The sequence below is a fragment of the Cellulomonas sp. KRMCY2 genome, assembly GCF_000526515.1.
Lineage (GTDB): Bacteria > Actinomycetota > Actinomycetes > Actinomycetales > Cellulomonadaceae > Actinotalea.
Map to the genome: position 1 here is coordinate 227,184 of NZ_JAGF01000001.1, position 22,833 is coordinate 250,016.

Below are 22,833 nucleotides of genomic sequence, written 5' to 3' on the forward strand. Positions count from 1 at the left end.
CATCATGAGGCGCCGTCCGATTCTACCGGCAACTGGCCGCGGCTGCCCCCCAGCACCGTCAGGCACCCCTCCGGGTGACCCGGAAGGGTGCCTGACCTGCGACGACGGACCGGCTGGACTAGCGAGGCGGTCCGAAGCCCTGGTCTTCTTCCTCGATCTCGACGTACGAGCTCTCGGAGGGCGCCCGGTGCACGCCGGCCTTGATCGCCTCGTCCTCGAGGATGCGGTCGCGAGCCTCGCGGCGCACCCGCTGCTCCGCCGGGTCGGGCACCGGCACGGCAGCGAGCAGCCGCTTGGTGTAGTCGTCCTGCGGGTCGGTCAGGACCTGCTCGCGGGAGCCGAACTCGACGAGCTTGCCCTGGTGCATGACGGCGATCCGGCTCGCGAGCAGCTCGACGACCGCGAGGTCGTGGCTGATGAACAGGCAGGCGAAGCCGTGCTCGCGCTGGAGCTCCAGGAAGAGCTCGAGCACGCGCGCCTGCACCGAGACGTCGAGCGCCGACGTCGGCTCGTCCGCCACCAGCACCTTGGGGCTCAGGGCGAGCGCCCGCGCAATCCCGACCCGCTGCCGCTGCCCGCCGGACAGCTCGTGCGGGTACCGGTTGCGCATCGAGCGTGGCAGGTGCACCTGGTCGAGGAGCGCCTCGATCCGGCGCTGCAGCTCGGCGCCCTTGGCGACCTTGTGCAGCCGGAGGGGTTCGCCGATGGACTCGCCGATCGGCAGCCGCGGGTTGAGCGACGAACCCGGGTCCTGGAACACGATCGACACGTGCTGACGGACCTCCCGCAGCTCCTTGTGTGAGATGCCCACCATGCTGTGACCGGCGACGTCGAGGGTTCCTCCGACGGCCGGCAGCAGACCGACGATGGCCCGTCCGACGGTCGTCTTGCCGGAGCCCGACTCCCCCACCAGTCCGACGACCTCGCCGGCGTTGATGCTCAGGTCGATGCCGTCGACGGCCCGGAACGCCGGGATCCGCCCACGCTTGGGGTACTCGACGACCAGGCCGCGGGCCTCGAGCACCGGGGTGCCCGCGCTCAGGGCGACGGCGTGCGCCTTCGCCTCGACCGACTCCTTGGCCGTGTGCGCACCGAGGTGCGGGACGGCGGCGAGCAGCTCGCGGGTGTACGGGTGCTCCGGGCGCCCGAAGATCTGCTCGGCATCGCCGGTCTCGACGACCCGGCCGTCCTTCATGACCAGGATCCGGTCGGCCATGTCGGCGACGACACCCATGTCATGGGTGATCAGGATGATGCCGGAGTCGATCCGGTGCCGCAGGTCCCGCATGAGCTTGAGGATCTCCGCCTGGACCGTCACGTCGAGGGCCGTGGTGGGCTCGTCGGCGATCAGCAGCTTCGGGTCGAGGGCGAGCGCCTGCGCGATCATCGCGCGCTGCCGCTGGCCACCGGAGAGCTGGTGCGGATACTTGTCGACCGACTTCTCGGGCTCGGGGATCTCCACCAGGCGCAGCAGCTCGATCGCCCGGGCACGCGCTTCCTTCGGGCCAACGGTGAGGTGGCTGCGCAGGGTCTCGACGATCTGGAAGCCGACCGTGTAGACCGGGTTCAGAGCCGTCATCGGCTCCTGGAAGATCACCGCGACGTCGTTGCCGCGCACGTGCCGCAGCTTCGAGTGGCTCAGACCGATGAGCTCGCGGCCGTCGAGCTTGGCGCTGCCGGTGGCCCGACCGTTGGGCGGCAGCAGACCGATCAGGGACATCGACGACTGCGTCTTGCCCGAGCCGGACTCACCGACGATCGCGACGACCTCGCCGGGGTACACCTCGTAGCTCATGTCGATCGCGGCGGGGTACCACACGCCGTCGACCCAGAACTCGACCCCGAGGGCCTGGACCTCGAGGATCGGCTCGCCCGTGCGCGCCGTCGTCGTGGCCACCGTCTCACTGGTCACCGAAGATCACGTTCCTTCCGATCGTGGACGGCCGGGCGACATGGCCCGCCGTACGGGCCGAGGACGTCGGCACTGCGAGAATCCCTGCATGGGACCCAGCCAGACGATCCGTCCGACCTTCAGCCGTGTGCTGGCCGCCCTGGTCGCGCTGTGCTGCCTGCTCACGCTGGGCATCGTGGCGATCGACGCCGGCCCGGTGGCGGCCCTGCGCGTGGCGGGGCCGTGCGGCGGGCTCGCGCTGCTGACGTGGACCGTCCTGTGGCGTCCGCTCGTCGAGGTGTCCGACGGTGGCGTGCTGCTGGTGAACCCGTGGCGCACCGTGCACGTCCCGTGGCCGGCCCTCGACGACGTCAGCGCCCGGTGGGCGCTGACGGTCCGCACCACCGACGGTCGGACCTTCTCCGCGTTCGCCGCGCCCGCGCCGGGTGCCGCGGGTGGCGACCGGGTCGGGCTGTCGGGCGAGGCTGTCGGCGCCGTCGAGGCGCGCCGCGACCGGCTGACCGCGGCGGGCTACCTCGACGAGGTCAGACCGGAGGGGGCTCCGGTCCAGGTGCGCACCCACGTGCGCACCCTGGTGGCGCTGGCCGCGCTCGTCGTGCTCAGCGCACTGGCTCTCGCCGTCCCGGCACCCTGACCTGACACCAGCAGCCATCAGCGCTTCACACCCGAGGCGTCGACGGTGCCGATCTGCGTCGACCGGAGCGCCCGTGCGTCGCGACGCGCCGTGCGCTTGAGGCTGCGCGCGGTCGGGATGCGCCGCTGACGGGGGTCGAACGCGTCGCGCAGACCGTCCCCGATGAAGTTGATGCTCAGGGCGATCGTGACGATGAGCATGCCCGGCCACCAGAACAACCACGGCCGGGTGCTGAACGACGTCTGGTAGAGGTTGATCAGCTGACCGAGCGAGATGTCCGGGAACACGATGCCGAAGCCGAGGTAGCTCAGCGCGGTCTCGAGCAGGATCGCCGCGCTCATCAGCAGGGTCGTGTTGACGATGATCACGCCCATGGCGTTGGGGATCATGTGCTTGAAGATGATCCGCACGTTGGACGCGCCGGCGACCCGCGCGGCGTCGACGAACTCCCGCTCGCGCAGGGCCAGGAAGTCGCCACGGACCAGCCGGGCCAGACCCGTCCAGGAGATCAGGCCCAGGGTGAAGGCCAGCAGGAAGGCGCTGACCGCGCCGACCAGCCTGCCGAGTACCGCGCCGATGACGATCGTCGGCAGCACCAGGAAGACATCGGTGAGGCGCATGAGCAGCTGGTCGGTGCGGCCCCGGAAGAAGCCGGCGACCGCGCCGATGCAGATGCCGATGATCGTCGAGATGAGCCCGATGACGACCATCACCATGAGGGACTGCTGGGTCCCGCGCATCGTCTGCGCGAACATGTCGCGGCCGAGCTCGTCCTGGCCGAACGGGAAGTTGCCCAGGGAGAAACCGTTCTCGCCCCACAGCTGAAGCGTCGGGTGGCCACCGGGCAGCTCGACGGGACCCGTACCGCCGAATCCGCCGCCCTTCCACCAGCCCGGGATCGGGCCCCAGCCGATCGACGTCGTGGCCAGCACGACGATGGCCGTCAGCACGACCATGCCGATCATCGCGCCCTTGTGGCGGACGAACCGGCGGAAGACGACCTGGCCCTGGGACAGGCCCTCGACGTCCTTGAGCTCGATCGCGTTCTCCAGGCGGTCCTCGCCCTCGGGCGGGAGCATCAACTCGATGTTGCTCATGCGTTCACCCGGATCCGTGGGTCGAGGGCCGCGTACAGCAGGTCGGCCGCGAAGTTGGCGAGGACCGTCACCGACCCGATGATCAGCACATAGATCATCAGGGGGTCGATCTCCGAGTTGCTGAGGGACTTGAGGAACAGCGTGCCCATGCCCGACCAGCCGAAGATCCGTTCGGTGATGATCGCGCCACCCAGGAGCGCCGCGAGGTCCAGCGGGATGATCGTGGCCAGCGGGATGAGCGAGTTGCGGAACGCGTGCCGCATGATCACGGTGCGTTCGGTGAGGCCCTTGGCCCGCGCGGTGCGCACGTAGTCCTGGTTCATCACCTCGAGCATGCTCGCCCGCGAGTACCGGGTGTAGCTCGCGAAGGAGATCAGGATGAGCGCCATGGTCGGCAGCATCAGGTGCGTCAGGCTGTCCAGCTGCACCGACCAGTAGCTGCCGGCCAGGCCGGGCGTCTGCGAGCCGATCGTCGGGACCGGCCGCCCGTTGATCACGGAGGACTCCGCGTACGGCCGCCAGGCCTGCAGGATGCGGTCGGCGAAGATCAGGAGTCCGACGAGCACGGCGACGATGCCGGCCGTCCGTGCCGACTGGCCACGGTCGGGGCCGCCGAAGGCCAGCCCGATCCCGATCCCGATGCCGACGGTGAGCACCATGAGACCGACCATCATCGGCGAGCTCGCACTGCGGAAGAGGAACTGCAGCGGGAACCACAGCACAGCCCCCACCAGCGCGGTCGTGATCGCCGAGTACAGCGCGCGCTTGTTGCGCAGACCGGTCGACACGAGCGTCACGGCGTAGGCGATCCCGACCCCGGTGACGGCGATCACGACGGGGCCGAAGCCGGGGTCGTTGAGCCACTGTGTCGCCGAGATGTACAGGACCACCGCGCCGCTCGCCCCGGCGGCGATCCCGAAGGTGGTCAGCCGTCGCCGCAGGTCGCCACCGATCGCGGCGGCGAAGACCGCACCGATCACCGCACCGATGGCAAGGATCACCCAGGGGCTGAGGCTCGGATCGGCGAGGAAGTCGTTGAACCCGATGGCCACCCACTGCTTGAGCAGCACCGCGACCCAGAACGTCGGCAGCGAGTACAGCAGGAAGGACAGGAAGATGATGCCGTAGTCGAAGCCGCTGTACTGCCGCAGCGCGCTCACGACGCCGACAGCCACACCGAGGGCCATGGCCGTGATCACGGCGACCGTGACGAGCTTGAGCGTCACGATCAGGGCCGAGGCGAGCACCGCGCTGACGGCCTGGTTGGTCCGCCACGCCTCGCCGAGGTCGCACTGACCGACGAGGCACCCACCGACGCCCTGGAGCCAGTCCAGGTAGCGCAGGGGCGAGGGGACGTCGAGCTGCAGGTCCGCGATGCGCTGGGCGATCAGGGCCGCCTTGTTGGGGGCGGTGCTGACGCGCAGGTCCTGGAGCGGGTCCATCGCGAAGTCGGCCAGGACGTAGATGAGGAACGTCGCGACGAGCAGTACCGCAACAGACGAGGCGAAGCGTCTGATGACGAAGTTGAGCATGGCTTGACCTCTTAGGCAGTGGACTGGGGGCCCCGGTCGCACAAGTGCTTGACCGGGAGAGCCTAGCGACCGAAGGCGCCTGCCAACGAACGCGCGTGCAGCGGGGGGTGCTGGAGCACGAACGCTCCAGCACCCCCCGTGCCGTGCAGCCCGATGATCAGGGCGCCACCAGGGCGATCAGATCAGGCGGTCTTCTCCCAGTTCCAGAACCCGTAGAAGATCGTCGGGCTCAGGGCGATGGGCTCGACACCGGAGATCTCCGAGTTCCAGGCGTTGACGCCGGGGAACTGGAAGATCGTGGTGCCGAACGCGTCGGCCCAGAGGAGCTTCTCGACCTCGATCTGGATCCGGATCTGCTCGGCCGGGTCCGTCTCGACCTGCAGCTCGTCGAACAGCGCGTCGATCGCCGGGTTGGAGTAGCCGTAGAAGTTGTTCATCCCACCGGTGCGGAAGTTCGCGTCCGACTCGGTCACCGCGGTCGACGTGGACTGCCAGCCGAACAGGGCCGCGTCGTACTGGTCGGTCGCCTGGTCGAGCATCGAGCCCCAGTCGTCGTTGCCACCGTTGATCACGTTGAAGCCGGCCTGCGCGGCGGACTCCTGGATCAGGGTGTACTCGTTCTGGCGACGGACGTTCGATGCGCCGTACAGGAAGCGCACGTCGACCGCGGTGACGCCGACCTCGGCGAGGAGTGCCTTGGCACCCTCGATGTCGACCTCGGCATACGCGTCGGAGCCGTTCTGCGCCACCATGTCGTCGTAGCCGGGGGCACCGGGCGTGAGGATGAACGAGTTGCGCACCTCGGCGTCCGGGTTGAGCGGCTTGATCAGCGAGTCGATGATCGCCTGACGCGGGATGGTCTTGATGAACGCCTCGCGGACCTTGCGCGCCTTCTCGGCGTCGCCACCGTAGGTGGCCGCGTCGAACGGGCCACCGTTGGTCATCTGCATGTCGACGTGCTCATAGGTGCTGTCGATGCCCGTCTTGACCGTGATCCCGTCGATCGCCTCGAGGGCGGCGAGGGTGTCGGCCGTGGCCTGCGGGGCCAGCATGTCGATCTCACCGTTCTGCAGCGCCTGGACGAGGGCCTGCGGGTCCTCGTTGTAGCGCACGGTGATCTGGTCGACCTTGCCCTCGTGGTCCCCGGTGTACTCCGGGTTCTTCACGACGGTCAGGTACTGGTTCTCGACGTACTCGCTGAGCACGTACGGGCCGGTGGACAGGTACATGATCGGGTCGCTGGGCGTCGACGTGAAGTCGAAGCCGGTCCGCCACGCGTTGGCGATGGAGGCCAGCGCCGCACGGTCGTTGTCCTGGATGGCAGCGACGAGTGCGTCCTTGCCCTCCTGCGGGTCCTCGATGCCGAGGCCGAGCTTCGCGGTCGCGTGCGCCGGGAGGCCGGTGTCGAAGTTGCTCTCCCAGTCGGCGAACGGCTTGTCGTAGACGAGGGTCAGCGACATGCCGTCCTCGCTGATCTCCGGCGTCTGGGACACGAGCGCCATGCCCGGGGTGCCCGAGGCGAAGAACACCTGGTTCTCCGCGACGATCGCCTCGCCGGTCTCCTCGTCGAAGGTGACCTCGTCGTTCAGGTTCGCCGAGATGGCGGCCCACTGGAGCAGCAGGTCAGAGGCGTCGACGGGGGTGCCGTCGGACCACTTGATGCCGTCATTGACCGTGTAGGTCACCGTCAGCGGGTCGTCCGAGGTCTTCTCGTACGTGCCGAAGGAGGTGTCCTGGACGAGCTCGAGGTTCGCGTCGTAGTACGCGAACTCGGCCTGCGTCAGGTACTGGATGACCGCGTTCGCCGTGGCGTTGCCGTGGTCGCTGTCTTCGTTGTAGGAGTACATCGGCTGGTTCCAGCCGACCGTCACATTGGTGACGTCGGCCTCGGCCGACTCCGTCTCGGTGGTGGTGGGGGTGTCACCCTCGCCGGGGTCAGCAGCGGTGCACGCCGTGAGGGCCAGGGCCGCCACCGCAACTGCGGCGCCAACCGCGCCGAATCGCCTGATCTTCAAGGTTCCTCCTGAAAGGGTAAGACGCACCACGGCAACCGGGGCCGGGCCGGCATCACCGACCGGGCCTCGCGTGCACGACGATTCGTCACAAGTGATTGGGAGGTTACACACCGCGGAAGGCACGAAACGGACAGCAGCTCTGATGATCTTGGATCGTTACACATTCGATACTGGGCGGTACGTATCAGCATCTGAGACCGGGCCACCGGGAGGACCCGCAGGTCAGCGGTGACATCGTGGTGGTCGGCAGCAGAATCCGTTGACACCTGGGGTTTCGGCCCCGTTTCGGTCGGCCAGGTGCCGCCTGGACGGTGCGTACCAGGTCCGCGTCCCGGCCGGTCCGATCGGTGGCTCCGGCCGTGGTCCGCGAGCCGAACGGGACGAATCGGCCCCTCACCGCACCGCAGCCCGGCCCAGTGCCTCGACCATCAGCAGGCACGGGTTGCCGGGCCAGATCCCGTCCAGCTCCTCGAGGGGCGTGAAGCCGCGCGCCTGGTAGAACCGGCGCGTACGGGCGTACTCCTCGCTCGGGTCGGACGCCCCGAGGGTCTTTGACCTGCAGGAAGCGGACAGTCCGTGCAGCGAGGTCCCGCTCGGCCGCATCGAGCAGGGCCCGCCCGATGCCGCACCGGTGGTACCGGGGGTCGACCGCGACGAGGTGGATCTCGGCCGACTCGGGGAAGTGCTGCGCGACGAGGAGGACGCCGACCACCTCGTCGGCCGCGTACGCCAGGCAGCCGGGGAGGCGGTCGGCAGCCTCGACGTAGTCCATGAGCGAATCGGTCCCGGCCCGGTTCGATCCGGATCGCCGGACCGGCGCCCGCGGCCCCGAGGCCCCCGATCGACGTCGTCACACCTCGAAGCGTGCTGGCCCCGGGTCCCGGGCACAACCGGACTCGGGCTCGGTCAGGGCCGCCCTGAGCCCGCGAGCGGTCGGATGATCAGCAGGGCCTTCTTCCCGGCGAACCGTTCAAGTGCCGCGGGGCTCGCCCACGGCGGCACCCCTTCGGCCGCCATCATCAGCCGCACCATGGCCGGGTGCCGGGCGAGGCGGAGCCGGAAGAAGTCCGCGATCCGTTCCGGCGCGACGACCGGCTCGGCCACGCCCTCGAGCTGCCGGTCCCCGATCTGCACCCTGACGTGCGGATCTGCCTGGGCGTTGAGGAACCAGTCGGCCTGCGACCCCCGCGCGGAGGCCACGTAGATCACGCCGTCGGCCTCCTCGAACTGCAGGGGCGTCGTCCGCTCAAGGCCCGATCGCCGACCGGTCGTGGTGAGCAGGAGCACGACGCCGCGCGGACCGCGGCCTCGTCCGATCATCCGCGCGGGAGCCCGGTTGATCCTGCGCATCCCTCGCCAGATCAGCGGTGCGCGGGACGAACGTCCGGTGGTCATGGTCCACCGTGGCGCGCCGGCTGCGTGAGCCACCAGGGACTTCGGTCACGTCGGCGTCTGGGCGCGGTCGGTTCGGTCGCCGGCGTTCGGCGCGAAGCGGCGCAGCCCAACGACCATCATGGTGACGTGCCTCTCCTCGTAGCGCCGCACCTCCCCGTCGGCACGTTCTCCGCACAACCTCAACCGCACCTCACGGGCTCGACCATCGCGCTTCGGCCCTGGATCGATGCAGACATACCGACCCTCGTCCTGGCCTACGCCGACCATGACATCCAGCGATGGCACTGCCGTTCTCTGGACGACGACGAGGCGGCCGCAACGATCCACCAGTGGCACAGCTCCTGGGCTGCCGAGACCGGTGCGTCGTGGGCAGTGACCGGCCTCGACGGCGGCAGCGCCATCGGCCGCGTCGCGTTCAGGGAGCTGGATCTCGCCGATGGGTTCGCCGAGGTGGGCTACTGGGTGCTTCCGTCTGCACGCCGTCGCGGGGTCGCAGCCGACTCGGTGACGACGCTCAGCCGGTGGGCGTTCGACGCGGTCGGCCTTCATCGCCTGGAGCTCCAGCACTCGGTGCGGAACACCGCGTCGTGCCGAGTCGCCGCGGCCACCGGCTTCGTACCCGAGGGGACGTTGCGGGCGTCAGGGCTCCACACCGACGGTTGGCACGACATGCATGTTCACGCGCGCCTTCGCACCGACACGATCGGCAGACGTGGAACGGACGATGGCTACACGTTGAAGCGGAACTCCACGACGTCGCCGTTCGGACTCATCGAAGATCTCGGACGCACCCGCGGGCGAGACTGAGCGATCCGGCCATCGAAGCGGTCGCTCGGTCATGCCGATGAGCGTGCTATCGGGGGGCTGGTCGCCGCATCCGGCGACCAGCCATCTGTATGGTCTTGCAGCATGGCCATCGTGCACTCCTCTGCGACGATCCGGCCGACCAAGCCCGAGTTGCTAGAGGCGGTGCTCGGCGGGCCGGTCGAGGTGCTCGGCAGCTACCGGTTTGACGACCCCGCGGGCGAGGTCGGCGTCGAGGCGTTCGTGGTACGACGCGGCGCGCAGCTGCAACACGTGGTGTTCACCTACCGCGGCGCTCCACTCAAGGTTGGCGAGGCGCGGCTGGTGAGCACGATGGAGCACTCCGAGCTGGGCCAGCGTTGGGTGTACGACGGCACCACCGACCCGGTCGCGGTCGATTGCTTCCGCCGGGCGGTCCTGGGTGAGCAGAACCAGGCGGTCCTCGAGCTGTGGGAGGACGGCCGGATGGTCGGGACCCGGGAGCCGACAGTGCGGCTGATCGCAAGGGCGGGGGCATCGGCGGACAGCGCGACCGTGCGGATCGTCCGCAACCTAGGCGACGCAACTACTGGTCCGGCGCTCGTGGCGAACTGGACTGGTGGCGAGGCGGTCGTCGCCGGGCTCGGTGACTGACCAGGGCACGCCGCGGCGTGTCGTCGCCCAGCGTCGCCTCTACATAGCTCCCGATCGAGTGTCCGATCATGCCCGCGATCCGCTCGCCGCGGCCGACCGGAAACGATCCCGTCCGGGACGGGACGGGCCTCGAGCATCAGCGTGACGGAGTCAGTCTCGTAGCGGGGAACCCATGACCTCGAAACGGAACCCGCCCATCTCCCCGGACAGGAGCGAACGAGCTTCCTGGATAGCCGCTTGCACGCTGTCCAACTCCAGCGAGCTCTGATGCGCTGCGGCTGAAGTCCACAACTCCGCCACAAACACCGTGTCCGGCCGCTCGTCGTTGACTCCGACCTCGTACAGCAGACAACCGGCCTGCTCAAGATCAGCACTGCGGCGCGTCAGGATCTCAACGAGTCGGTCGCGCTCGCCAGGTAACGATCCCAGGGTTCCCACGTTGGCGTACGTCATGCATGTCACCGTAGAGGCGCAAGGAGGCAACCCGATGCCACCATGCCGCAGATGGATGAGGGCGGTGCGGACATCCGCACATGCCGCTGGTCGGCATCGCGGCGTACCTCCGGCCTGCCGCATGCCGATAACGGCATACGATGGCACCCATGGCACGAGCAGCGACGACGTCGGACGTCTTCAACGCGATCGCCGAGCCGCAGCGCCGGGAGATCCTGGTGCTGCTGCGGGCGGGTGAGCGGCCGGTGACCGAGTTGGCCCAGGAGCTGGGGATGACCCAGCCGGGGGCGTCCAAACACCTGCGGGTGCTCCGGGAGGTCGGGCTGGTGCGGGACCGCAAGGCAGGCAAGCAGCGGCTGTACGGCCTTGACGCCCGCGGGCTGCGACCGGTCCACGAGTGGACCGGCGGGTTCGAGCGGTTCTGGAACGAGAGCTTCGACCGGCTGGACGCGCACGTGCAGGACCTCAAGCAGGCAAGGCAGGAGGAGTGACCGATGGCAGAGAAAGCACGGGACGCTTCGGCGCAGTCAGCGACGGCCGACCGCGAGATCGTGATCTCCCGGGTCATCAGTGCCCCACGGGAGCTGGTGTTCGAGGCGTTCACCGAGGTGCGGCACCTGTCGCGGTGGTGGGGACCGGAGGGGTTCACCACCACCACGCGGGCGTTCGAGTTCCGCGTCGGCGGGGAGTGGGACTTCGTGATGCACGGACCGGACGGGACGGACTACCAGGAGTGGATCTCCTGGACCGAGATCGCCCCGCCGGAGCGGATCGCGCTACTGCACGGTGAGTCCCGCGGCGACCCGAACGCCTTCGAGTCGGTCCTCACGTTCGCGCCCGACGGCGCGGCGACCCGGATCGAGATGCGCACGGTGTTCCCCACCAAGGAGCTGCGCGACGAGGCGGTCGAGAAGCACCACGCGATCGTGGGCGGCCAGCAGACCCTGAGCAACCTGGCTGCTTACGTCACCGAGATCGTTCGGAAGGGAGCGGAGGACTGATGGCCGGAAAGGTGTTCTTCAGCGTGTCGATGTCGCTGGACGGGTTCATCGCGCCCGAGTCCCTCGAGGACTTGATGGGGCAGCAGTGGATGGAACTGCAGCAGTGGATCCTCCCGCAGCGGTTCTTGCGGGAGAACCTGAAGCTGGGCGAGGGCGGCGAGGAGGGGCGCGACAACGACATCGTGCGGGAGACGTTCGAGCGCACCGGCGCGAGCGTGATGGGTAAGCGCATGTTCGACGCCGGCGAGCAGGCGTGGCCGGAGGAGGCGCCGTTCCACACGCCGGTCTTCGTCGTGACGCACGAGAAGCGTGACCCCTGGGAGCGGTCGGGCGGGACCACGTTCCACTTCGTCAACGACGGCATCGAGTCCGCGCTCGACCAGGCCCGCGAGGCCGCCGGCGACCGAGACGTCCGCATCGCGGGCGGCGGCGCGACGATCCTGGAGTACGTGAACGCCGGCCTGATCGACGAGTTCTCGATCGCGCTCTCACCCGTGCTGTTCGGCTCCGGAATCCGCCTGTTCGAGGGCGTGGACGCGGGCCGCGTGGCCCTGGAGCCGGTCCGCGCGGAGCCCTCCCCAAGGGTGACGCACCTGACCTACACAGTCCGGGAGCGGCAACTGTCTCGACCTCAGCGCTCCCCCGCCGAGGTCAGCAGCGCGTGAGATCCTCGACGCTCCGAGCGTCGGGAAGGGCGAGCGTTCGGGCCGCGATCTCGGCCGTGCGCTCCTCCGGGAGGGACCTCACGCCGATGGCGTGGAAATCCCTCGCCAGCTCAGGCTTCGCCAGCGAGTCACCAAGGGCCCCGGCTCCCGCGCCGCCGGTGTCGCGGTGGCGTTCAAGCTCATCAAACGGGCGGCTGCGCTCGCCCGGATCTGCCGCCGAAGGGGCTTCTGCCGACGAGCTCAGGCCGATTCAGGCGGCGGCAGATGCGGAAGCGGAGTGCCGCCCTCCTGTACGTAGGCGGCGCGGGCATCCTCAAGACTGAGATGGCGGTTCGGACCACCGCGAACGACGTGCGCGTCGTGGTTGTCCTGGCCGTCGTCCTCCCAACCGCACTCCCCGCAAGTCTCGTATCCCCCGCGCTCCGCGAGCGTGACGTGCCCACAGCAGGGGCAGGAGTAAGGCCCGCCCGACTTTGAGGCGAGCACGTTTGCCTGCGCCGCGTATGCCTCGAACCAGGCGGTTCCGGCGACGCAACTGGAGTCGCCCTCGGAGTCGAGAAGCCGACCGGGACCGTCACCCCGACCCCGACGGTCACCCCTGAGCCCGTCCCAGTGGTCCCGGCGCCCGTCGAGACAGCCACTGGGCCACCCGTCGCGCCGCGCGCAGTCGTCTACTTCAACAGCTGCACCGAGGCTCGCGCGGCAGGCGTGACCCCCTGCACTCGGGCGATCCTGGATACCTATCGGGACTCGATCGCGACGGGGACGGCATCGCCTGCGAGTAGCGCTGACGCGTTCTCTGAGTCGCGCCGGTGAGCGGCCAGTTTGCGGCGGCCTCCCACCGGTCTCGGCGCTGTTCGCTACGTGCCTCATGGGTGCTCGTCATGACGTCGAATGTGCCGCGACCACACCGGGCCACGTCACGCCGCCCCGCTCTGGTGGACGGCCACCGCGAGCGCACCGCCACGGCCGTGAACCGGACCCTTGCCAACGCCTGGGACGCCGCTGTGGTGTCGCGGGGTTGGCCTCCCGGCACTGATGCCCGCTCGAGCCCTCAGGACGCGCGGTCGCGAGTGTCTTCGGGCCTCATCCGTCGGGCTGCGGGCTGAGCAGTGCGTCGACGTTCGGCAACCCCTCGAACCGGGAGAACGTCCCGGTTTCCGCGACCTCTTGTGCCGCCTGCAGAAAGCCGGCCCACGCGGTGCGCGCGAGCGTCCCGCCGACGCTGATCCGCCGCACTCCCTGTGCGGCCGCCTCCGCGACGGTGATGAACGGCGCATTGATGAGCAGGTTCACCGGCTTCGGTGATACGGCGGCGACGATCGCCGCGACCTGCTCGAGGGTCCCGATCCGCGGGGCGTAGAGGCAGTCGGCTCCGGCCTCGGCATACGCGCGCAGCCTTCGAGTCGTCTCGTCGATGTCGGGCCGCCCGACGAGGAAGCCCTCCGACCGGCCAGTCAGAACGATCCCCGTACCGCTCTCGTCGATCGCCTCGCGGGCGGCCCGGATGCGCTCGACGGCCAGCTCGAAGTCGTGGAGCGGAGATGCTCCGTCGCCCGTGGAGTCCTCGATCGAGAGCCCGGCGACCCCCGTGGCCGCGGCGAGCCTCACGTTCGCATGCACGTCCTGCGGATCGACCGCGAAACCGCCTTCGAAGTCTGCGTTGACGGGCACGCCCACGGCGTCCACGACGGCACGGAGGTGCTCGAGCGTCTGATCAAGGGTCACGTGGCCGTCGGCACGACCCAGCGTCCAGGCGAGCCCCGCACTCGTGGTTGCCAGCGCCCTGAAGCCGAGCTGCTCCAGTGCCCGTGCGCTGCCGACGTCCCACGGGTTCGGCATGACGAAGCAGCCGGCGGAGTGCAGGTGACGGAACGCCGCGACCCGTTCGTCCTGAGTACTCATGACACACCTCGTCGGGTAGGCGCCGAATCCACCTGATCATGCGACTCCTGAATGCGGGGATCGTCAAGGGCGGGCACCACCACGGCGACGAAGCTCAGGACGCTCACCGCGACCACGGACGTACCGACGATCGTCAGACGGGGCGGCCCGAGCAACACTCGCGCTGGCTTCGCCGCCGCGGCCTGTGACGGCGGTTACGCCCGCACATGCCGCTGGCCGGCATGGCGGCACCGTTCGCACGGTCGTGCCGCTGTCGGCGCTCGTGCCGATGAGCGGCATGTGCGGACGTAGGCGGTGGCACGGTTGCGGCTGGACGGCTCGGCGGCCAGCGCGGTGGATCCGATCTGGCCCCCGCTGACGATCGTCGTGCCTCCGTCACGAGCTCGAAGGCTCAGGCGGGTCCCGGTTCGGCGGGAGGCCGCACCGATGACTTGGCTTGGCGCCGCCGGGACCAGGCGATCACCGCCAGTCCGCCTAGAGCCGTCGCTAGGGGAAGCAGGATCATCATGGTCGGGAGCTGCCAGAGGACCGGGACCACGACATCCCTGGACCACGCGCCGAGCTCGAGGGAGCACTCCTTGAGCGAGCCGTTGTTGGAGATCGTGCACGTGCCGGGGCGGTACGCGATGTAGAAGGCGTGTCGGCTCGAGATGAGCGCCATGAGTGCCGCCGGGACGAGCGCGGGGACGAGCCGTACCCGGCGCGCCAGTGCGGCGACCGCGGCGCCGACGATGGCGGCCGCGAGGAGGTTGCCGGTTCCGACCACGACGGTGTCCCTGATCACGCGGCTCACCGACGGAATCACCGGGTGCGCGAAGTCGTAGGCCTGCTCGTCGGAAGGGGCGTAGGCCAGGGACACCATCCAGACCCACAGGACGAATCCCGCCAGGCCCAGCAGCAGCATCGCCGGTCGGTGCACCAGCTCGTGCCACGCCAGACTGGGCGCTGCTCTCAGTGCTTGGGCCAGCCACCAGCGCCGTGCCGCGCGCTCCCCCTGCGCACTCGCGACCTCGGCGCGACCCTCTGCGAGGTCGCCGAGCAGTTCGTCCTCGTCCCGGGCGAGCCCAGCGAGCACCAGCTCGAGCGCGCGCTCGATCCCCCCGGCGCGGCAGACGGTGGTCGTCGGGTCGGTCGTGCTTCCCGCTTCCCGCGGTGCGGCGCTCACGCCTGACCCCACAGCGGCGTCGCGCCCCACCGTCGGTCCGCGCGCTCCCGCTCAGCGGCCAGCAGCTCGCGCCCAGCGGTGGTAAGCCGGTACTCCCGGCGCGAGCGGCCGCCGCGCACCGGCAACGGATCGGTGCAGTGCGACGTCAGCAAGCCCTTGGTCTCGAGCCGCGACAACGTGGTGTACGCCGCACCGACCGACAGCTCTCGACCCCGCGCGCTGCTGACCTCCTTGCGCACGAGCAGCCCATAGGCGTCGCCGTCGTGCCGCGCGACAGCGACCAGCACGTCAAGCTCCAAACCCCCTGGCATCCTCATGTCTACCACTGTGTAGAACAAACGCGGGAAGGTCAACCCTCGGGCGCACGGTCATGGCGCAGACGGGGCGATCCCTTCGCTGGCGAACCTCGAGTCAGACCCCGGGGAGCCGGCCGGCATCCACTGTGACCGGGGCCTGCTTGTCCACGAGCACAGGCAGGTTGCCGACGAGCGCGTGGCTCAGCCTTGATCCCACCGTCCGCATTCGGTGGGGGTCTGATCGGGTCTGAGCGGCGTCGTTTCTGACTCGGGCGCAGTGGGGTGCCGGTCTGTCCGGGTCTTCCACCTACGCGCCGGCGGTGATGTTGATGATCAGCGCGATGATCACCGTGCCGAACAGGTACGCCAGCAGCGCATGCCGCAGCGCGTGGCGCCGCATCCGCCACGAGGCCAGGTCGGTGTCCGAGATCGCGAAGCTCATCCCGACGGTGAACGCGAGGTACGCGAAGTCGCTGTAGCGCGGCGCCTCGGCCTGATGGAAGTCGATCCCGCCGCCGTCGTCGGCGAAGAACAGCCGCGCATACCGCAGGGCGAACACGCTGTGGATCGCCGCCCACGACGTCAGGACCGCCGCGAGCGTCGCGATCATCGGCAGGGCCTCGTGCGAGTGCCCGCCGAACAGGATGCCCGCCACCCCGCCGAGGCTGAGGAGGGCCGCGACGACAAGGACCGCCTCGGAGCCGGGGAGCGTGGGCTCCTCCCGTGTCGCGTGCGCGCGGGTCTCCTCGGCGCCCATCGTGCCGATGGCTGCCCACGTCCACGCCACGAACACCGCCGCCGTGCCCGCCCACGCCGCGAGCACCGAGGAGAGGACCGACGGCCAGGCGACCGCGAACCCGAGCACCAGCCCCGCGGCGGCACCGCAGGCGAGCCGGACGAGCGGGGCGACGTCGAGCCGACGGTCGGAGCGGGCGAGTCGGACCATGCCCCCAGTGAACCGCCCCCCGTGCCACCGACGGGCGGCGCCCCGCCGTCAGCGCGTCAGCGGGAGCCGCCGCCCTGCGGCGGACCCCACGGGAGACCGCGCGCGGCCATGAACGCCCGGAGCGCATCGCCGCCGACGACGCCGATGCCGTCCCATGCGGTCACCTCGGCGTAGCTGAAGCGCCGCACGGTCTCCACGTCGCCGACCTCGTGCGAGCGCAGCGCCTCGAGGACCGACACCGGCACGTGGCCGTCGAGCACGTCGACGGGTGTGAGAACCGCCGGCTCCTTCGCCGGGAACGTGGCGTCGAACGCCTCGGCGTCCTCCGGGTCGAGGTGGAATGCGGGGTCCATGTGGAACTCGCCGCGCACACCGTCGAGCCCGCCGTCGACCAGCTCGAGCGCCATCAGGGCGTCGAACGTCATCCCGCCGGGCGCCGTGATGCCGACCTCCGAGCCACGGCGGAACCCGAACTTCGGGTAGTAGTCGGGGTGCCCGTAGACCACGACGACGCGGTGCCCGAGCCGAGTCGCCTCCGCGAGCGTGTACCGCATGAGGGCGCCCCCGACGCCGCTGCCCTGGTACTCCGGCAGCACGCTCAGCGGCCCGAACGTCAGCACGTCCCGAGGACCGCCCTCCCCGACCACCTGGGCGCGGGAGAACATGATGTTCCCGACGAGAGCGCCGTCGACCTCCGCCACGACGTCCAGCTCCGGCACGAAGGCTCCGGAATCCCGGAGCCGATGGGCGAGCAGGTGCTCGTCGCACCTGGGGCCGCTCATCCCCCAGAACGCCTCGCGGGTCAGGTCCTCGACCGCACCGTGGTCGGCCGGCTCTTCTCGTCTCATGATCATCATGCGAGGAGTGTGGTGGTCCGGCCCCTCGCTCCGCACGACATTTGCGCGTGCGTCACACGCGTCGGCTGTCCCGATGCAGACACACGAGATCGATGCGCTCATGGGCCGCCCCGCCGCGGCCGATAGGGACGCAGGAACACCAACGGGAGGAGCAGCCGTGCGCGGTGACGGGGCCAGGCGCGGGTCGGCGGTCGCCTCGTCGGCGCTGGTCGCGCTGATGCTGCTGACCGCGTGCACCCCGACGGCCGACGATCCGCCCACCCCAGGCCCGTCGACCACCCCGACGTCATCGGCGAAGGTGGAGTCGCCGACGGCGACCTTCGGCGCCGCGGACCCAGCCGGCGACGACGCCAGGGCCGAGCTCCGCGTCGTCGTCGGCGTCGACGTCGTCCCCGGTGTCTATCGCACGGTCGACGAGCGGGTGCCCGACGGCATGGACGGCGGCATCCTGTTCGACCGTTCGTGCACGTTCGGCCAGTACAGCGACTCCGACGGCGGTCTCGACGCGCTCATCGCGGGGGGCACCGCGGACGGCGGCCACCCCACGGTCACGCTGGGCGACGGCCAGCTCTTCCGCACGCAGCGGTGCGGGGCCTGGGAGCTCGTCGACGAGGCAGACCTCTTCGACGCCCCCGACGTCGCACCCACCACGGTGACGGACGGCATGTGGCTCGTCGGCGAAGACCTGCGACCCGGCACCTACCGCACAGAGCACGAGTTCACCGGCGAGTACGTCGAGGGTGCGTTCTGCGGGTGGGAGGTCGACAGCACCTGGACCGACTGGGACAGCGAGGTCCTCGCGGTCGAGTTCGCCGGACCCGGCCCTGGTGAGGTCACTCTCCAGACCGGCCAGCAGTTCGTCTCCCTCGAGTGCGGGACCTGGCGGCTCCAGCCCTCGGAGTGACCCGACGAAGCTCTTCGGGCGGGGCGGGCCGTCACGGACTCCCCGGGCCGCGCCCGCTCGCGGACGCGCCTGACGCGGCGGTGCGTAACGTTGACGACCTGGTCCGTCCACCCCGGGAGCCGCCGTGCACGCCGCCCGTTCGTCCGGCCCGTCGCCGACCGAGCCCACCGACGCGGTCGGGCCTGCCGAGCCGACCACGCCGGACGCCGCGACCTCGCCCGCGCGCACCGTCGGCCGCATCGCGCTCGGCGGCTTCCTCGCCTTCACCGGCACCGCCCACCTGACTGTCAGCCGCCACGAGTTCCAGGCACAGGTGCCGTCGTGGATCCCGCTCGACCCCGACGTCGTCGTGCTCGGCTCGGGTGTCGTGGAGATCGCCCTCGGGGCCGCGTTGCTCGCAACACCCCGCCGCCACCGCTGGCTGGTCGGCTGGGTGGTCGCCGCGTTCTTCGTAGGGGTCTTCCCCGGCAACGTCTCGCAGTACCTGACCGGCACCGACGGCTTCGGGCTCGACACCGACGCCGCCCGCGCCATCCGGCTGGCCTTCCAGCCGCTGCTCGTCCTGTGGGCACTGTGGTCGACGGGTGGCTGGCGCGCGTGGCGGGACCGCCGTCGACGCGCTCCGCGCCTATGACCTCGCGAGGGGCGGGCAGACCTCAGTTCCTCGCGGCCGGCCAGTACCTGCCACCTACTCGTCTGCGGACACGCTTCTTCGCGACCAGCTCTCCCACCAGACCCGTGGCAAGCACCCCGTAGCCGCTCCAGAAGCCCAGGGGTCCGCCGACCACCGCGACGAGGAGCTACTGGGTGCTTCCGTCTGCACGCCGTCGCGGGGTCGCAGCCGACTCGGTGACGACGCTCAGCCGGTGGGCGTTCGACGCGGTCGGCCTTCATCGCCTGGAGCTCCAGCACTCGGTGCGGAACACCGCGTCGTGCCGAGTCGCCGCGGCCACCGGCTTCGTACCCGAGGGGACGTTGCGGGCGTCAGGGCTCCACACCGACGGTTGGCACGACATGCACGTTCACGCGCGCCTTCGCACCGACACGATCGGCAGACGTGGAACGGACGATGGCTACACGTTGAAGCGGAACTCCACGACGTCGCCGTGCCGAACAATCTCACGGGCTCGGCGCGAGCGGCCCCTGGTGCGGCCGCGCCACGCAGTTCAGTCGACCGGCCGGACGCCCGTGGCCTCCGCTGTGGCTGGTGTCTGAAACGCCTTCGCGTACAGGCGCACGATCGCTTCCTGAGCACTCTCAAGGTTCTGCTCGAGCGCCTGCTGCTGGATCTCGCGCTGCTCGGAACTCCAGTCAGGCGCGGCGGGCGCGGCGGGCCTGAGGACTACGTCGAGCTCGAACTCGCGCCCGATGACTGGGCCGTAGGCACAGACGTCAGTGGGGCACCAGACGTCGAGCACCCCGGACCCGTCGTCGACGTCGATGCGGCGGCCTCCGCCTGACCCCACGAGTCGCGCCACGGTGGCTCGGATCGTCCCGCTCGCCGCATCGCCCTCGGCGGCTGCGCGCAGCAGCGCGGCCACAGTCGTCGTCGCGCCGCGTGGCGTGCGTGCCTCAACCGTCAGCCCGTTGGAGAGGAGCCAGTGCTCCGGCCATGCGCGGGCGTCCTCGTCGATCTCGCGCACCAGCCCGGTGCCGGGCAGCAGTCCGAGCGTCCCGAGGCGATCGATCTGTTCACCCTGCCACCGGCGGGCCGGGTCGAACTCGGTCCACGAGTGCCCGTACCGTTCGTGATGAGCGAACTCCCCGCGTTCGATCATCGTGGCGAGGAGGTCCACATATGCCGACAACGCCGGGAATCGGACGACGAACGGGCTGCCGCCGTAGCCCCATTCGACGACGAGGTCACCATGGCCCCGCCCGTCCTCAAGCTCGACGAACAGGAAGCCGTGGCTCTCGTACGCGAACGGGAACAATGCGCTCGGTGTCATGCCCGGGGCCTCGTCGCGATGCATCCGCCAGGACTGGAGCGCGAACGCGGCCGTCATCGGATGCGGGTACGGGGCGAGAGTGATCGAGCCAGGGTCGACGAGCCGCCAGAACCTCTCGAGCTCCGCCGGCATCCGCAGTGGGAGGATCTCGGCGCGGATCTCGTCGAGCACGGCGTCGATGTCCTCCGGCGGCCGGATCGGCGCCAAACCCGCCGCGAGGTAGGCCGCCGCCAGTCGAGCCGTGGAGCTGTCTATGCGTGCATCCTGACCAGCCGTGGAGCACCTATCGGCACCGATCCGATGCGAGTTGAGCCGCGCCCTCGCCCTGCTCGGCCTCGCCAAGCTCGAGCCACCCCTGCGGGGGATAGTGCTCTGAAAGTCCTGCAGGGTCGAGATGGTCCTTCTGAACGGACCATCTCGACGCAGACGGACTACCTCGAGGCCGGTCCTTGGCCGCTAGACATTGAAGCGGAACTCCACCAGGCTCCGCCACCGAGCAACGTCTCGGCACCGAGCCACGTGCACGGCAACCGTGGCGAAGGACCGACACGCGATCGCGTCAATCGACGGGTGAGACGCGGATGAGGTTGCCGTCAGGGTCGGCGATGACGAAGGTGCGGCCGAAGACGTCGTCGTGGGGTTCCTCGACGACGGTCACGCCCTTCGCCGCCCACGTGGCATAGATGTCGTCGACCGCCGCCGCCGATCCGGGCACCATGAGCCCGACCTCGAACGCGCGCGGCGTCTCGGACGTGACCTGCTCGCTGCGGCCGTTCCAGAGCGCGAACAGCACGCCGGGGGCGACCTGGAAGGGCACGTAGCGGGGTGTGAGGGCGACGGGTTCGATCTCGAACAGATCACGATAGAACGTCGTGGCGCGCTCGATGTCGGTCACGTAGACGAGGAAGAGATTGGGCGCGGACATGGGGATCTCCTGACGAAGGGCAGGCGCGGATCGACTGCAAGACCACGATGACCCGATAATCGGACAAGAGCTGTCATGTTTCACGAGGAGGCTGGACCACGAGTCGACCGCAGAGAGTCATCGGCATCCTTGCCGCGCTCCAGACCCGGCGGCACACGACTGCGGACGCGCTCGCAGCGGAGTTCGGCGTCTCGACCCGGACGATCCTCCGAGACATCCGGTCACTTGTGGACGTTGAGATCCCGATACTCACCGAACGAGGGAGGTACGGCGGAATCAGCCTGCTCCCGGGCGATCAGGTAGATCTCTCCAAGCTGACCGCCTCGGAAGCCGACGTCTTCCGTGCGGTCGGTGTCGACCTGGACCGGGCTCGGCAGCTCGGCGCGGAGGTTGCTGCCCGAGGTGCGCTCAGCAAGCTGGCCACCCGGCGTCGGACACCACCGCCGCGGCACGAGGCCATGCCGCTGTCCCTCGCCGAGGTCGTCACGGTCGACAACCGCGGCTGGTTCGGCACGGAGGAAACCGTGGACGTCGCCGGCCTCGCCCATGACCTCCGGCGGGCCCGGCGACTGCGCATCCGCTACCGGAGAAGCGATGCCCCCGAACCCCGGACTCTGGTCGTCGACCCCTATGGGTTGCTGCTCCGAGTCGACCGTTGGTACCTCATCGCCGACCTCGACGCTGAGCCGCGGATGTTCGCCATGACCCGACTTGAAGAATGGGCCGTGCTCGACGAGTCACGGCGACTGCGGACCGGCGCCACGCTCGAGGGTGTCGCCCATCACCTCGGCCAGGCGCTCGAAGGACGCAACGAGGTCACGGTCACTGCACTCCTCGACGCCGACCGCGTCGATCTCGCCCGCAGAGTCCTCGGCGGCAGACTCAGGTCGATCGACCAGACGCGACAGCCACGACGGGCGACCCTCACCATCGGCTACGACCAGATCGAGGGCGTCCGACAGCTGCTCCAGTTCGCTGACCACATCGAGGTCATCGCACCGATCGCGGCCCGCGAGCTCATCCGACGCCTCGCGCGAGAAGTGGCACTCGCCCACAGCTGACAGCGCCGTCGCGCGCCGTCGGGAGCTAGACGTTGAAGCGGAACTCCACCACGTTCCGCGCTCGAACAACACCACGATCCCCTGTCCAGGTGTTGAACCGCGTCCGTTCGTAGTACCGACGTGGGAGAATGGAGCGTGCTCCCACCCGTGCCTCTGACGCCCGCCCAGGCGGCGATCTACCTGCGGATCAGCCTCGATGCGACCGGTGAGGGCCTCGCTATCACCCGGCAGCGCGAGGATTGCATGAAGATCCTCGCCGACCGCAAGTGGGTCCTGTACGACGTGTACGAGGACTCTTCGATCTCCGCGTCGGACCGGCGGAAGGTTCGTCCTGACTACAACCGCCTCGTAGCTGATGCGAAGGCGGGGCGCTTCGAGCACGTGATCTGCTACGACCTGGACCGCCTCACCCGGCAGCCCCGCCAGCTCGAAGACTGGATCGACCTTGCTGAGGGCCGTGGTGTCACCCTCGTCACCGCGAACGGTGAGGCCGACCTCGCGACCGACGGCGGTCAGCTCTTCGCTCGGATCAAGGCGTCCGTGGCTCGGGCGGAGGTCGCGGCGAAGTCCCGCCGACAGACCCGTGCCGCTCAGCAACGAGCCGAACGGGGGCGCCCACCACTCGGCCCACGCCTGACCGCGTACCTGCCGGACGGGACTGTCGTTCCCGGTGAGGCTGAGATC

At 69.7% G+C, this 22,833-nt stretch carries 25 protein-coding genes and 3 pseudogenes; 12 read left to right on the plus strand and 16 right to left on the minus strand.

Annotated features, from left to right (window positions below; all coding sequences use genetic code 11):
* Positions 1-118: 118 nt before the first annotated feature.
* Complete coding sequence (locus K415_RS0101160) at positions 119-1,912, minus strand: ABC transporter ATP-binding protein (protein WP_024285291.1); 1,794 nt, start codon at positions 1,910-1,912, stop codon at positions 119-121.
* 88 nt (positions 1,913-2,000) lie between these two features.
* Between K415_RS0101160 and K415_RS22375 the strand changes: the two genes are divergently transcribed.
* Positions 2,001-2,546, plus strand: a complete 546-nt coding sequence (locus K415_RS22375) for a PH domain-containing protein (RefSeq protein ID WP_024285292.1) — start codon at positions 2,001-2,003, stop codon at positions 2,544-2,546.
* A gap of 17 nt (positions 2,547-2,563) precedes the next feature.
* Here the strand turns inward: K415_RS22375 and K415_RS0101170 are convergent, their stop codons facing one another.
* The 6 genes and pseudogenes from K415_RS0101170 to K415_RS22385 form a co-directional block, all read right to left on the minus strand.
* Positions 2,564-3,643 carry an ABC transporter permease gene (locus K415_RS0101170; RefSeq protein WP_024285293.1) on the minus strand — a complete coding sequence of 360 codons (1,080 nt, stop codon included), beginning with the start codon at positions 3,641-3,643 and terminating at the stop codon, positions 2,564-2,566.
* Positions 3,640-5,175: an ABC transporter permease gene (locus tag K415_RS0101175; RefSeq protein ID WP_024285294.1), complete on the minus strand. Its 1,536-nt coding sequence runs from the start codon at positions 5,173-5,175 to the stop codon at positions 3,640-3,642. Before K415_RS0101175 ends, K415_RS0101170 begins: the two co-directional genes overlap by 4 nt.
* Positions 5,176-5,357: 182 nt before the next feature.
* Positions 5,358-7,190: an ABC transporter family substrate-binding protein gene (locus K415_RS0101180; RefSeq protein WP_024285295.1), complete on the minus strand. Its 1,833-nt coding sequence runs from the start codon at positions 7,188-7,190 to the stop codon at positions 5,358-5,360.
* A 393-nt stretch (positions 7,191-7,583) separates the two neighbouring features.
* Entirely contained in the window at positions 7,584-7,793 is a 210-nt protein-coding gene (locus tag K415_RS24430) for a hypothetical protein (RefSeq protein ID WP_024285296.1), read from the minus strand.
* Positions 7,794-7,809: 16 nt separating this feature from the next.
* Positions 7,810-7,962: pseudogene (locus K415_RS25060) on the minus strand (GNAT family N-acetyltransferase); the annotation flags it as partial.
* A gap of 134 nt (positions 7,963-8,096) precedes the next feature.
* Complete coding sequence (locus K415_RS22385; RefSeq protein WP_024285297.1) at positions 8,097-8,585, minus strand: nitroreductase/quinone reductase family protein; 489 nt, start codon at positions 8,583-8,585, stop codon at positions 8,097-8,099.
* Positions 8,586-8,711: 126 nt separating this feature from the next.
* Between K415_RS22385 and K415_RS0101200 the strand changes: the two genes are divergently transcribed.
* Together K415_RS0101200 and K415_RS0101205 are read left to right on the plus strand one after the other, a co-directional pair.
* Positions 8,712-9,392, plus strand: coding sequence for a GNAT family N-acetyltransferase (locus K415_RS0101200; protein ID WP_024285298.1), 681 nt, complete (start codon positions 8,712-8,714; stop codon positions 9,390-9,392).
* Positions 9,393-9,494: 102 nt separating this feature from the next.
* A complete protein-coding gene (locus K415_RS0101205) occupies positions 9,495-10,022 on the plus strand; it encodes a hypothetical protein (RefSeq protein ID WP_024285299.1) in 528 nt (175 codons plus the stop codon).
* A gap of 150 nt (positions 10,023-10,172) precedes the next feature.
* Here K415_RS0101205 and K415_RS0101210 read toward each other — a convergent pair whose 3' ends face one another.
* The gene (locus K415_RS0101210) at positions 10,173-10,475 is read right to left on the minus strand and encodes a putative quinol monooxygenase (protein WP_024285300.1); all 303 of its coding nucleotides are present in this window, start codon (positions 10,473-10,475) and stop codon (positions 10,173-10,175) included.
* Between the two features lie 149 nt (positions 10,476-10,624).
* On the opposite strand from K415_RS0101210, the gene K415_RS0101215 reads away from it, so the two are divergent.
* The 3 genes from K415_RS0101215 to K415_RS0101225 are packed head-to-tail and all read left to right on the plus strand — an operon-like array spanning position 10,625 to position 12,141.
* Positions 10,625-10,966: a metalloregulator ArsR/SmtB family transcription factor gene (locus tag K415_RS0101215; RefSeq protein ID WP_024285301.1), complete on the plus strand. Its 342-nt coding sequence runs from the start codon at positions 10,625-10,627 to the stop codon at positions 10,964-10,966.
* Between the two features lie 3 nt (positions 10,967-10,969).
* On the plus strand, positions 10,970-11,476 hold the full coding sequence (locus K415_RS0101220) for an SRPBCC family protein (protein ID WP_024285302.1): 507 nt from the start codon (positions 10,970-10,972) through the stop codon (positions 11,474-11,476).
* Positions 11,476-12,141, plus strand: coding sequence for a dihydrofolate reductase family protein (locus tag K415_RS0101225; protein WP_024285303.1), 666 nt, complete (start codon positions 11,476-11,478; stop codon positions 12,139-12,141). The genes K415_RS0101220 and K415_RS0101225 overlap by 1 nt, the downstream gene beginning before the upstream one ends.
* 240 nt (positions 12,142-12,381) lie before the next feature.
* Here K415_RS0101225 and K415_RS23205 read toward each other — a convergent pair whose 3' ends face one another.
* A complete protein-coding gene (locus tag K415_RS23205) occupies positions 12,382-12,627 on the minus strand; it encodes a CPCC family cysteine-rich protein (protein WP_081784825.1) in 246 nt (81 codons plus the stop codon).
* Positions 12,628-12,857: 230 nt separating this feature from the next.
* Here K415_RS23205 and K415_RS24435 point away from each other — a divergent pair, with 230 nt between their 5' ends.
* Complete coding sequence (locus tag K415_RS24435; RefSeq protein WP_231494956.1) at positions 12,858-12,926, plus strand: excalibur calcium-binding domain-containing protein; 69 nt, start codon at positions 12,858-12,860, stop codon at positions 12,924-12,926.
* Between the two features lie 301 nt (positions 12,927-13,227).
* Here K415_RS24435 and K415_RS0101230 read toward each other — a convergent pair whose 3' ends face one another.
* From K415_RS0101230 to K415_RS0101255, 5 genes are all read right to left on the minus strand, one after another.
* Positions 13,228-14,046, minus strand: coding sequence for an oxaloacetate decarboxylase (locus K415_RS0101230; protein WP_024285304.1), 819 nt, complete (start codon positions 14,044-14,046; stop codon positions 13,228-13,230).
* 391 nt (positions 14,047-14,437) lie between these two features.
* Entirely contained in the window at positions 14,438-15,211 is a 774-nt protein-coding gene (locus K415_RS0101235) for a hypothetical protein (RefSeq protein WP_034660955.1), read from the minus strand.
* Positions 15,208-15,528 (minus strand): PadR family transcriptional regulator, encoded by a 321-nt coding sequence (locus K415_RS0101240; RefSeq protein WP_024285306.1) that lies wholly within the window; start codon positions 15,526-15,528, stop codon positions 15,208-15,210. The genes K415_RS0101235 and K415_RS0101240 overlap by 4 nt, the downstream gene beginning before the upstream one ends.
* 286 nt (positions 15,529-15,814) lie before the next feature.
* Positions 15,815-16,453 (minus strand): DUF1345 domain-containing protein, encoded by a 639-nt coding sequence (locus K415_RS0101250; protein WP_024285307.1) that lies wholly within the window; start codon positions 16,451-16,453, stop codon positions 15,815-15,817.
* 56 nt (positions 16,454-16,509) lie between these two features.
* The gene (locus K415_RS0101255) at positions 16,510-17,301 is read right to left on the minus strand and encodes a GNAT family N-acetyltransferase (protein WP_197024618.1); all 792 of its coding nucleotides are present in this window, start codon (positions 17,299-17,301) and stop codon (positions 16,510-16,512) included.
* Between the two features lie 166 nt (positions 17,302-17,467).
* On the opposite strand from K415_RS0101255, the gene K415_RS0101260 reads away from it, so the two are divergent.
* From K415_RS0101260 to K415_RS23215, 3 genes and pseudogenes are all read left to right on the plus strand, one after another.
* Positions 17,468-18,214 carry a hypothetical protein gene (locus K415_RS0101260; RefSeq protein ID WP_024285309.1) on the plus strand — a complete coding sequence of 249 codons (747 nt, stop codon included), beginning with the start codon at positions 17,468-17,470 and terminating at the stop codon, positions 18,212-18,214.
* 124 nt (positions 18,215-18,338) lie between these two features.
* Complete coding sequence (locus K415_RS0101265; protein ID WP_024285310.1) at positions 18,339-18,848, plus strand: hypothetical protein; 510 nt, start codon at positions 18,339-18,341, stop codon at positions 18,846-18,848.
* Positions 18,849-18,991: 143 nt separating this feature from the next.
* Positions 18,992-19,429 (plus strand): annotated as a pseudogene (locus K415_RS23215) (GNAT family N-acetyltransferase); the annotation flags it as partial.
* Here K415_RS23215 and K415_RS0101270 read toward each other — a convergent pair.
* Both K415_RS0101270 and K415_RS0101275 read right to left on the minus strand, forming a co-directional pair.
* Positions 19,381-20,334, minus strand: a complete 954-nt coding sequence (locus K415_RS0101270; RefSeq protein ID WP_155859312.1) for a hypothetical protein — start codon at positions 20,332-20,334, stop codon at positions 19,381-19,383. The pseudogene K415_RS23215 and the gene K415_RS0101270 sit on opposite strands and share 49 nt — an antisense overlap.
* Before the next feature lie 388 nt (positions 20,335-20,722).
* On the minus strand, positions 20,723-21,088 hold the full coding sequence (locus tag K415_RS0101275) for a VOC family protein (RefSeq protein ID WP_024285312.1): 366 nt from the start codon (positions 21,086-21,088) through the stop codon (positions 20,723-20,725).
* Positions 21,089-21,213: 125 nt separating this feature from the next.
* Here K415_RS0101275 and K415_RS0101280 point away from each other — a divergent pair, with 125 nt between their 5' ends.
* Together K415_RS0101280 and K415_RS25065 are read left to right on the plus strand one after the other, a co-directional pair.
* Positions 21,214-22,149, plus strand: a complete 936-nt coding sequence (locus tag K415_RS0101280) for a YafY family protein (protein ID WP_231494957.1) — start codon at positions 21,214-21,216, stop codon at positions 22,147-22,149.
* A gap of 147 nt (positions 22,150-22,296) precedes the next feature.
* Positions 22,297-22,752, plus strand: a pseudogene (locus tag K415_RS25065) (recombinase family protein); the annotation flags it as partial.
* Between the last annotated feature and the right edge of the window lie 81 nt (positions 22,753-22,833).

What these genes read in the sequence shown, in the direction of transcription:
- K415_RS22375 (WP_024285292.1), top strand. Translation starts at nt 2,001, where the DNA reads ATGGGACCCAGCCAGACGATCCGTCCGACCTTCAGCCGTGTGCTGGCC.
- K415_RS0101170 (WP_024285293.1), bottom strand. Translation starts at nt 3,643, where the DNA reads ATGAGCAACATCGAGTTGATGCTCCCGCCCGAGGGCGAGGACCGCCTG.
- K415_RS0101175 (WP_024285294.1), bottom strand. Translation starts at nt 5,175, where the DNA reads ATGCTCAACTTCGTCATCAGACGCTTCGCCTCGTCTGTTGCGGTACTG.
- K415_RS24430 (WP_024285296.1), bottom strand. Translation starts at nt 7,793, where the DNA reads ATGCGGCCGAGCGGGACCTCGCTGCACGGACTGTCCGCTTCCTGCAGG.
- K415_RS22385 (WP_024285297.1), bottom strand. Translation starts at nt 8,585, where the DNA reads ATGACCACCGGACGTTCGTCCCGCGCACCGCTGATCTGGCGAGGGATG.
- K415_RS0101205 (WP_024285299.1), top strand. Translation starts at nt 9,495, where the DNA reads ATGGCCATCGTGCACTCCTCTGCGACGATCCGGCCGACCAAGCCCGAG.
- K415_RS0101210 (WP_024285300.1), bottom strand. Translation starts at nt 10,475, where the DNA reads ATGACGTACGCCAACGTGGGAACCCTGGGATCGTTACCTGGCGAGCGC.
- K415_RS0101215 (WP_024285301.1), top strand. Translation starts at nt 10,625, where the DNA reads ATGGCACGAGCAGCGACGACGTCGGACGTCTTCAACGCGATCGCCGAG.
- K415_RS0101220 (WP_024285302.1), top strand. Translation starts at nt 10,970, where the DNA reads ATGGCAGAGAAAGCACGGGACGCTTCGGCGCAGTCAGCGACGGCCGAC.
- K415_RS0101225 (WP_024285303.1), top strand. Translation starts at nt 11,476, where the DNA reads ATGGCCGGAAAGGTGTTCTTCAGCGTGTCGATGTCGCTGGACGGGTTC.
- K415_RS0101230 (WP_024285304.1), bottom strand. Translation starts at nt 14,046, where the DNA reads ATGAGTACTCAGGACGAACGGGTCGCGGCGTTCCGTCACCTGCACTCC.
- K415_RS0101240 (WP_024285306.1), bottom strand. Translation starts at nt 15,528, where the DNA reads ATGAGGATGCCAGGGGGTTTGGAGCTTGACGTGCTGGTCGCTGTCGCG.
- K415_RS0101250 (WP_024285307.1), bottom strand. Translation starts at nt 16,453, where the DNA reads ATGGTCCGACTCGCCCGCTCCGACCGTCGGCTCGACGTCGCCCCGCTC.
- K415_RS0101255 (WP_197024618.1), bottom strand. Translation starts at nt 17,301, where the DNA reads ATGAGACGAGAAGAGCCGGCCGACCACGGTGCGGTCGAGGACCTGACC.
- K415_RS0101275 (WP_024285312.1), bottom strand. Translation starts at nt 21,088, where the DNA reads ATGTCCGCGCCCAATCTCTTCCTCGTCTACGTGACCGACATCGAGCGC.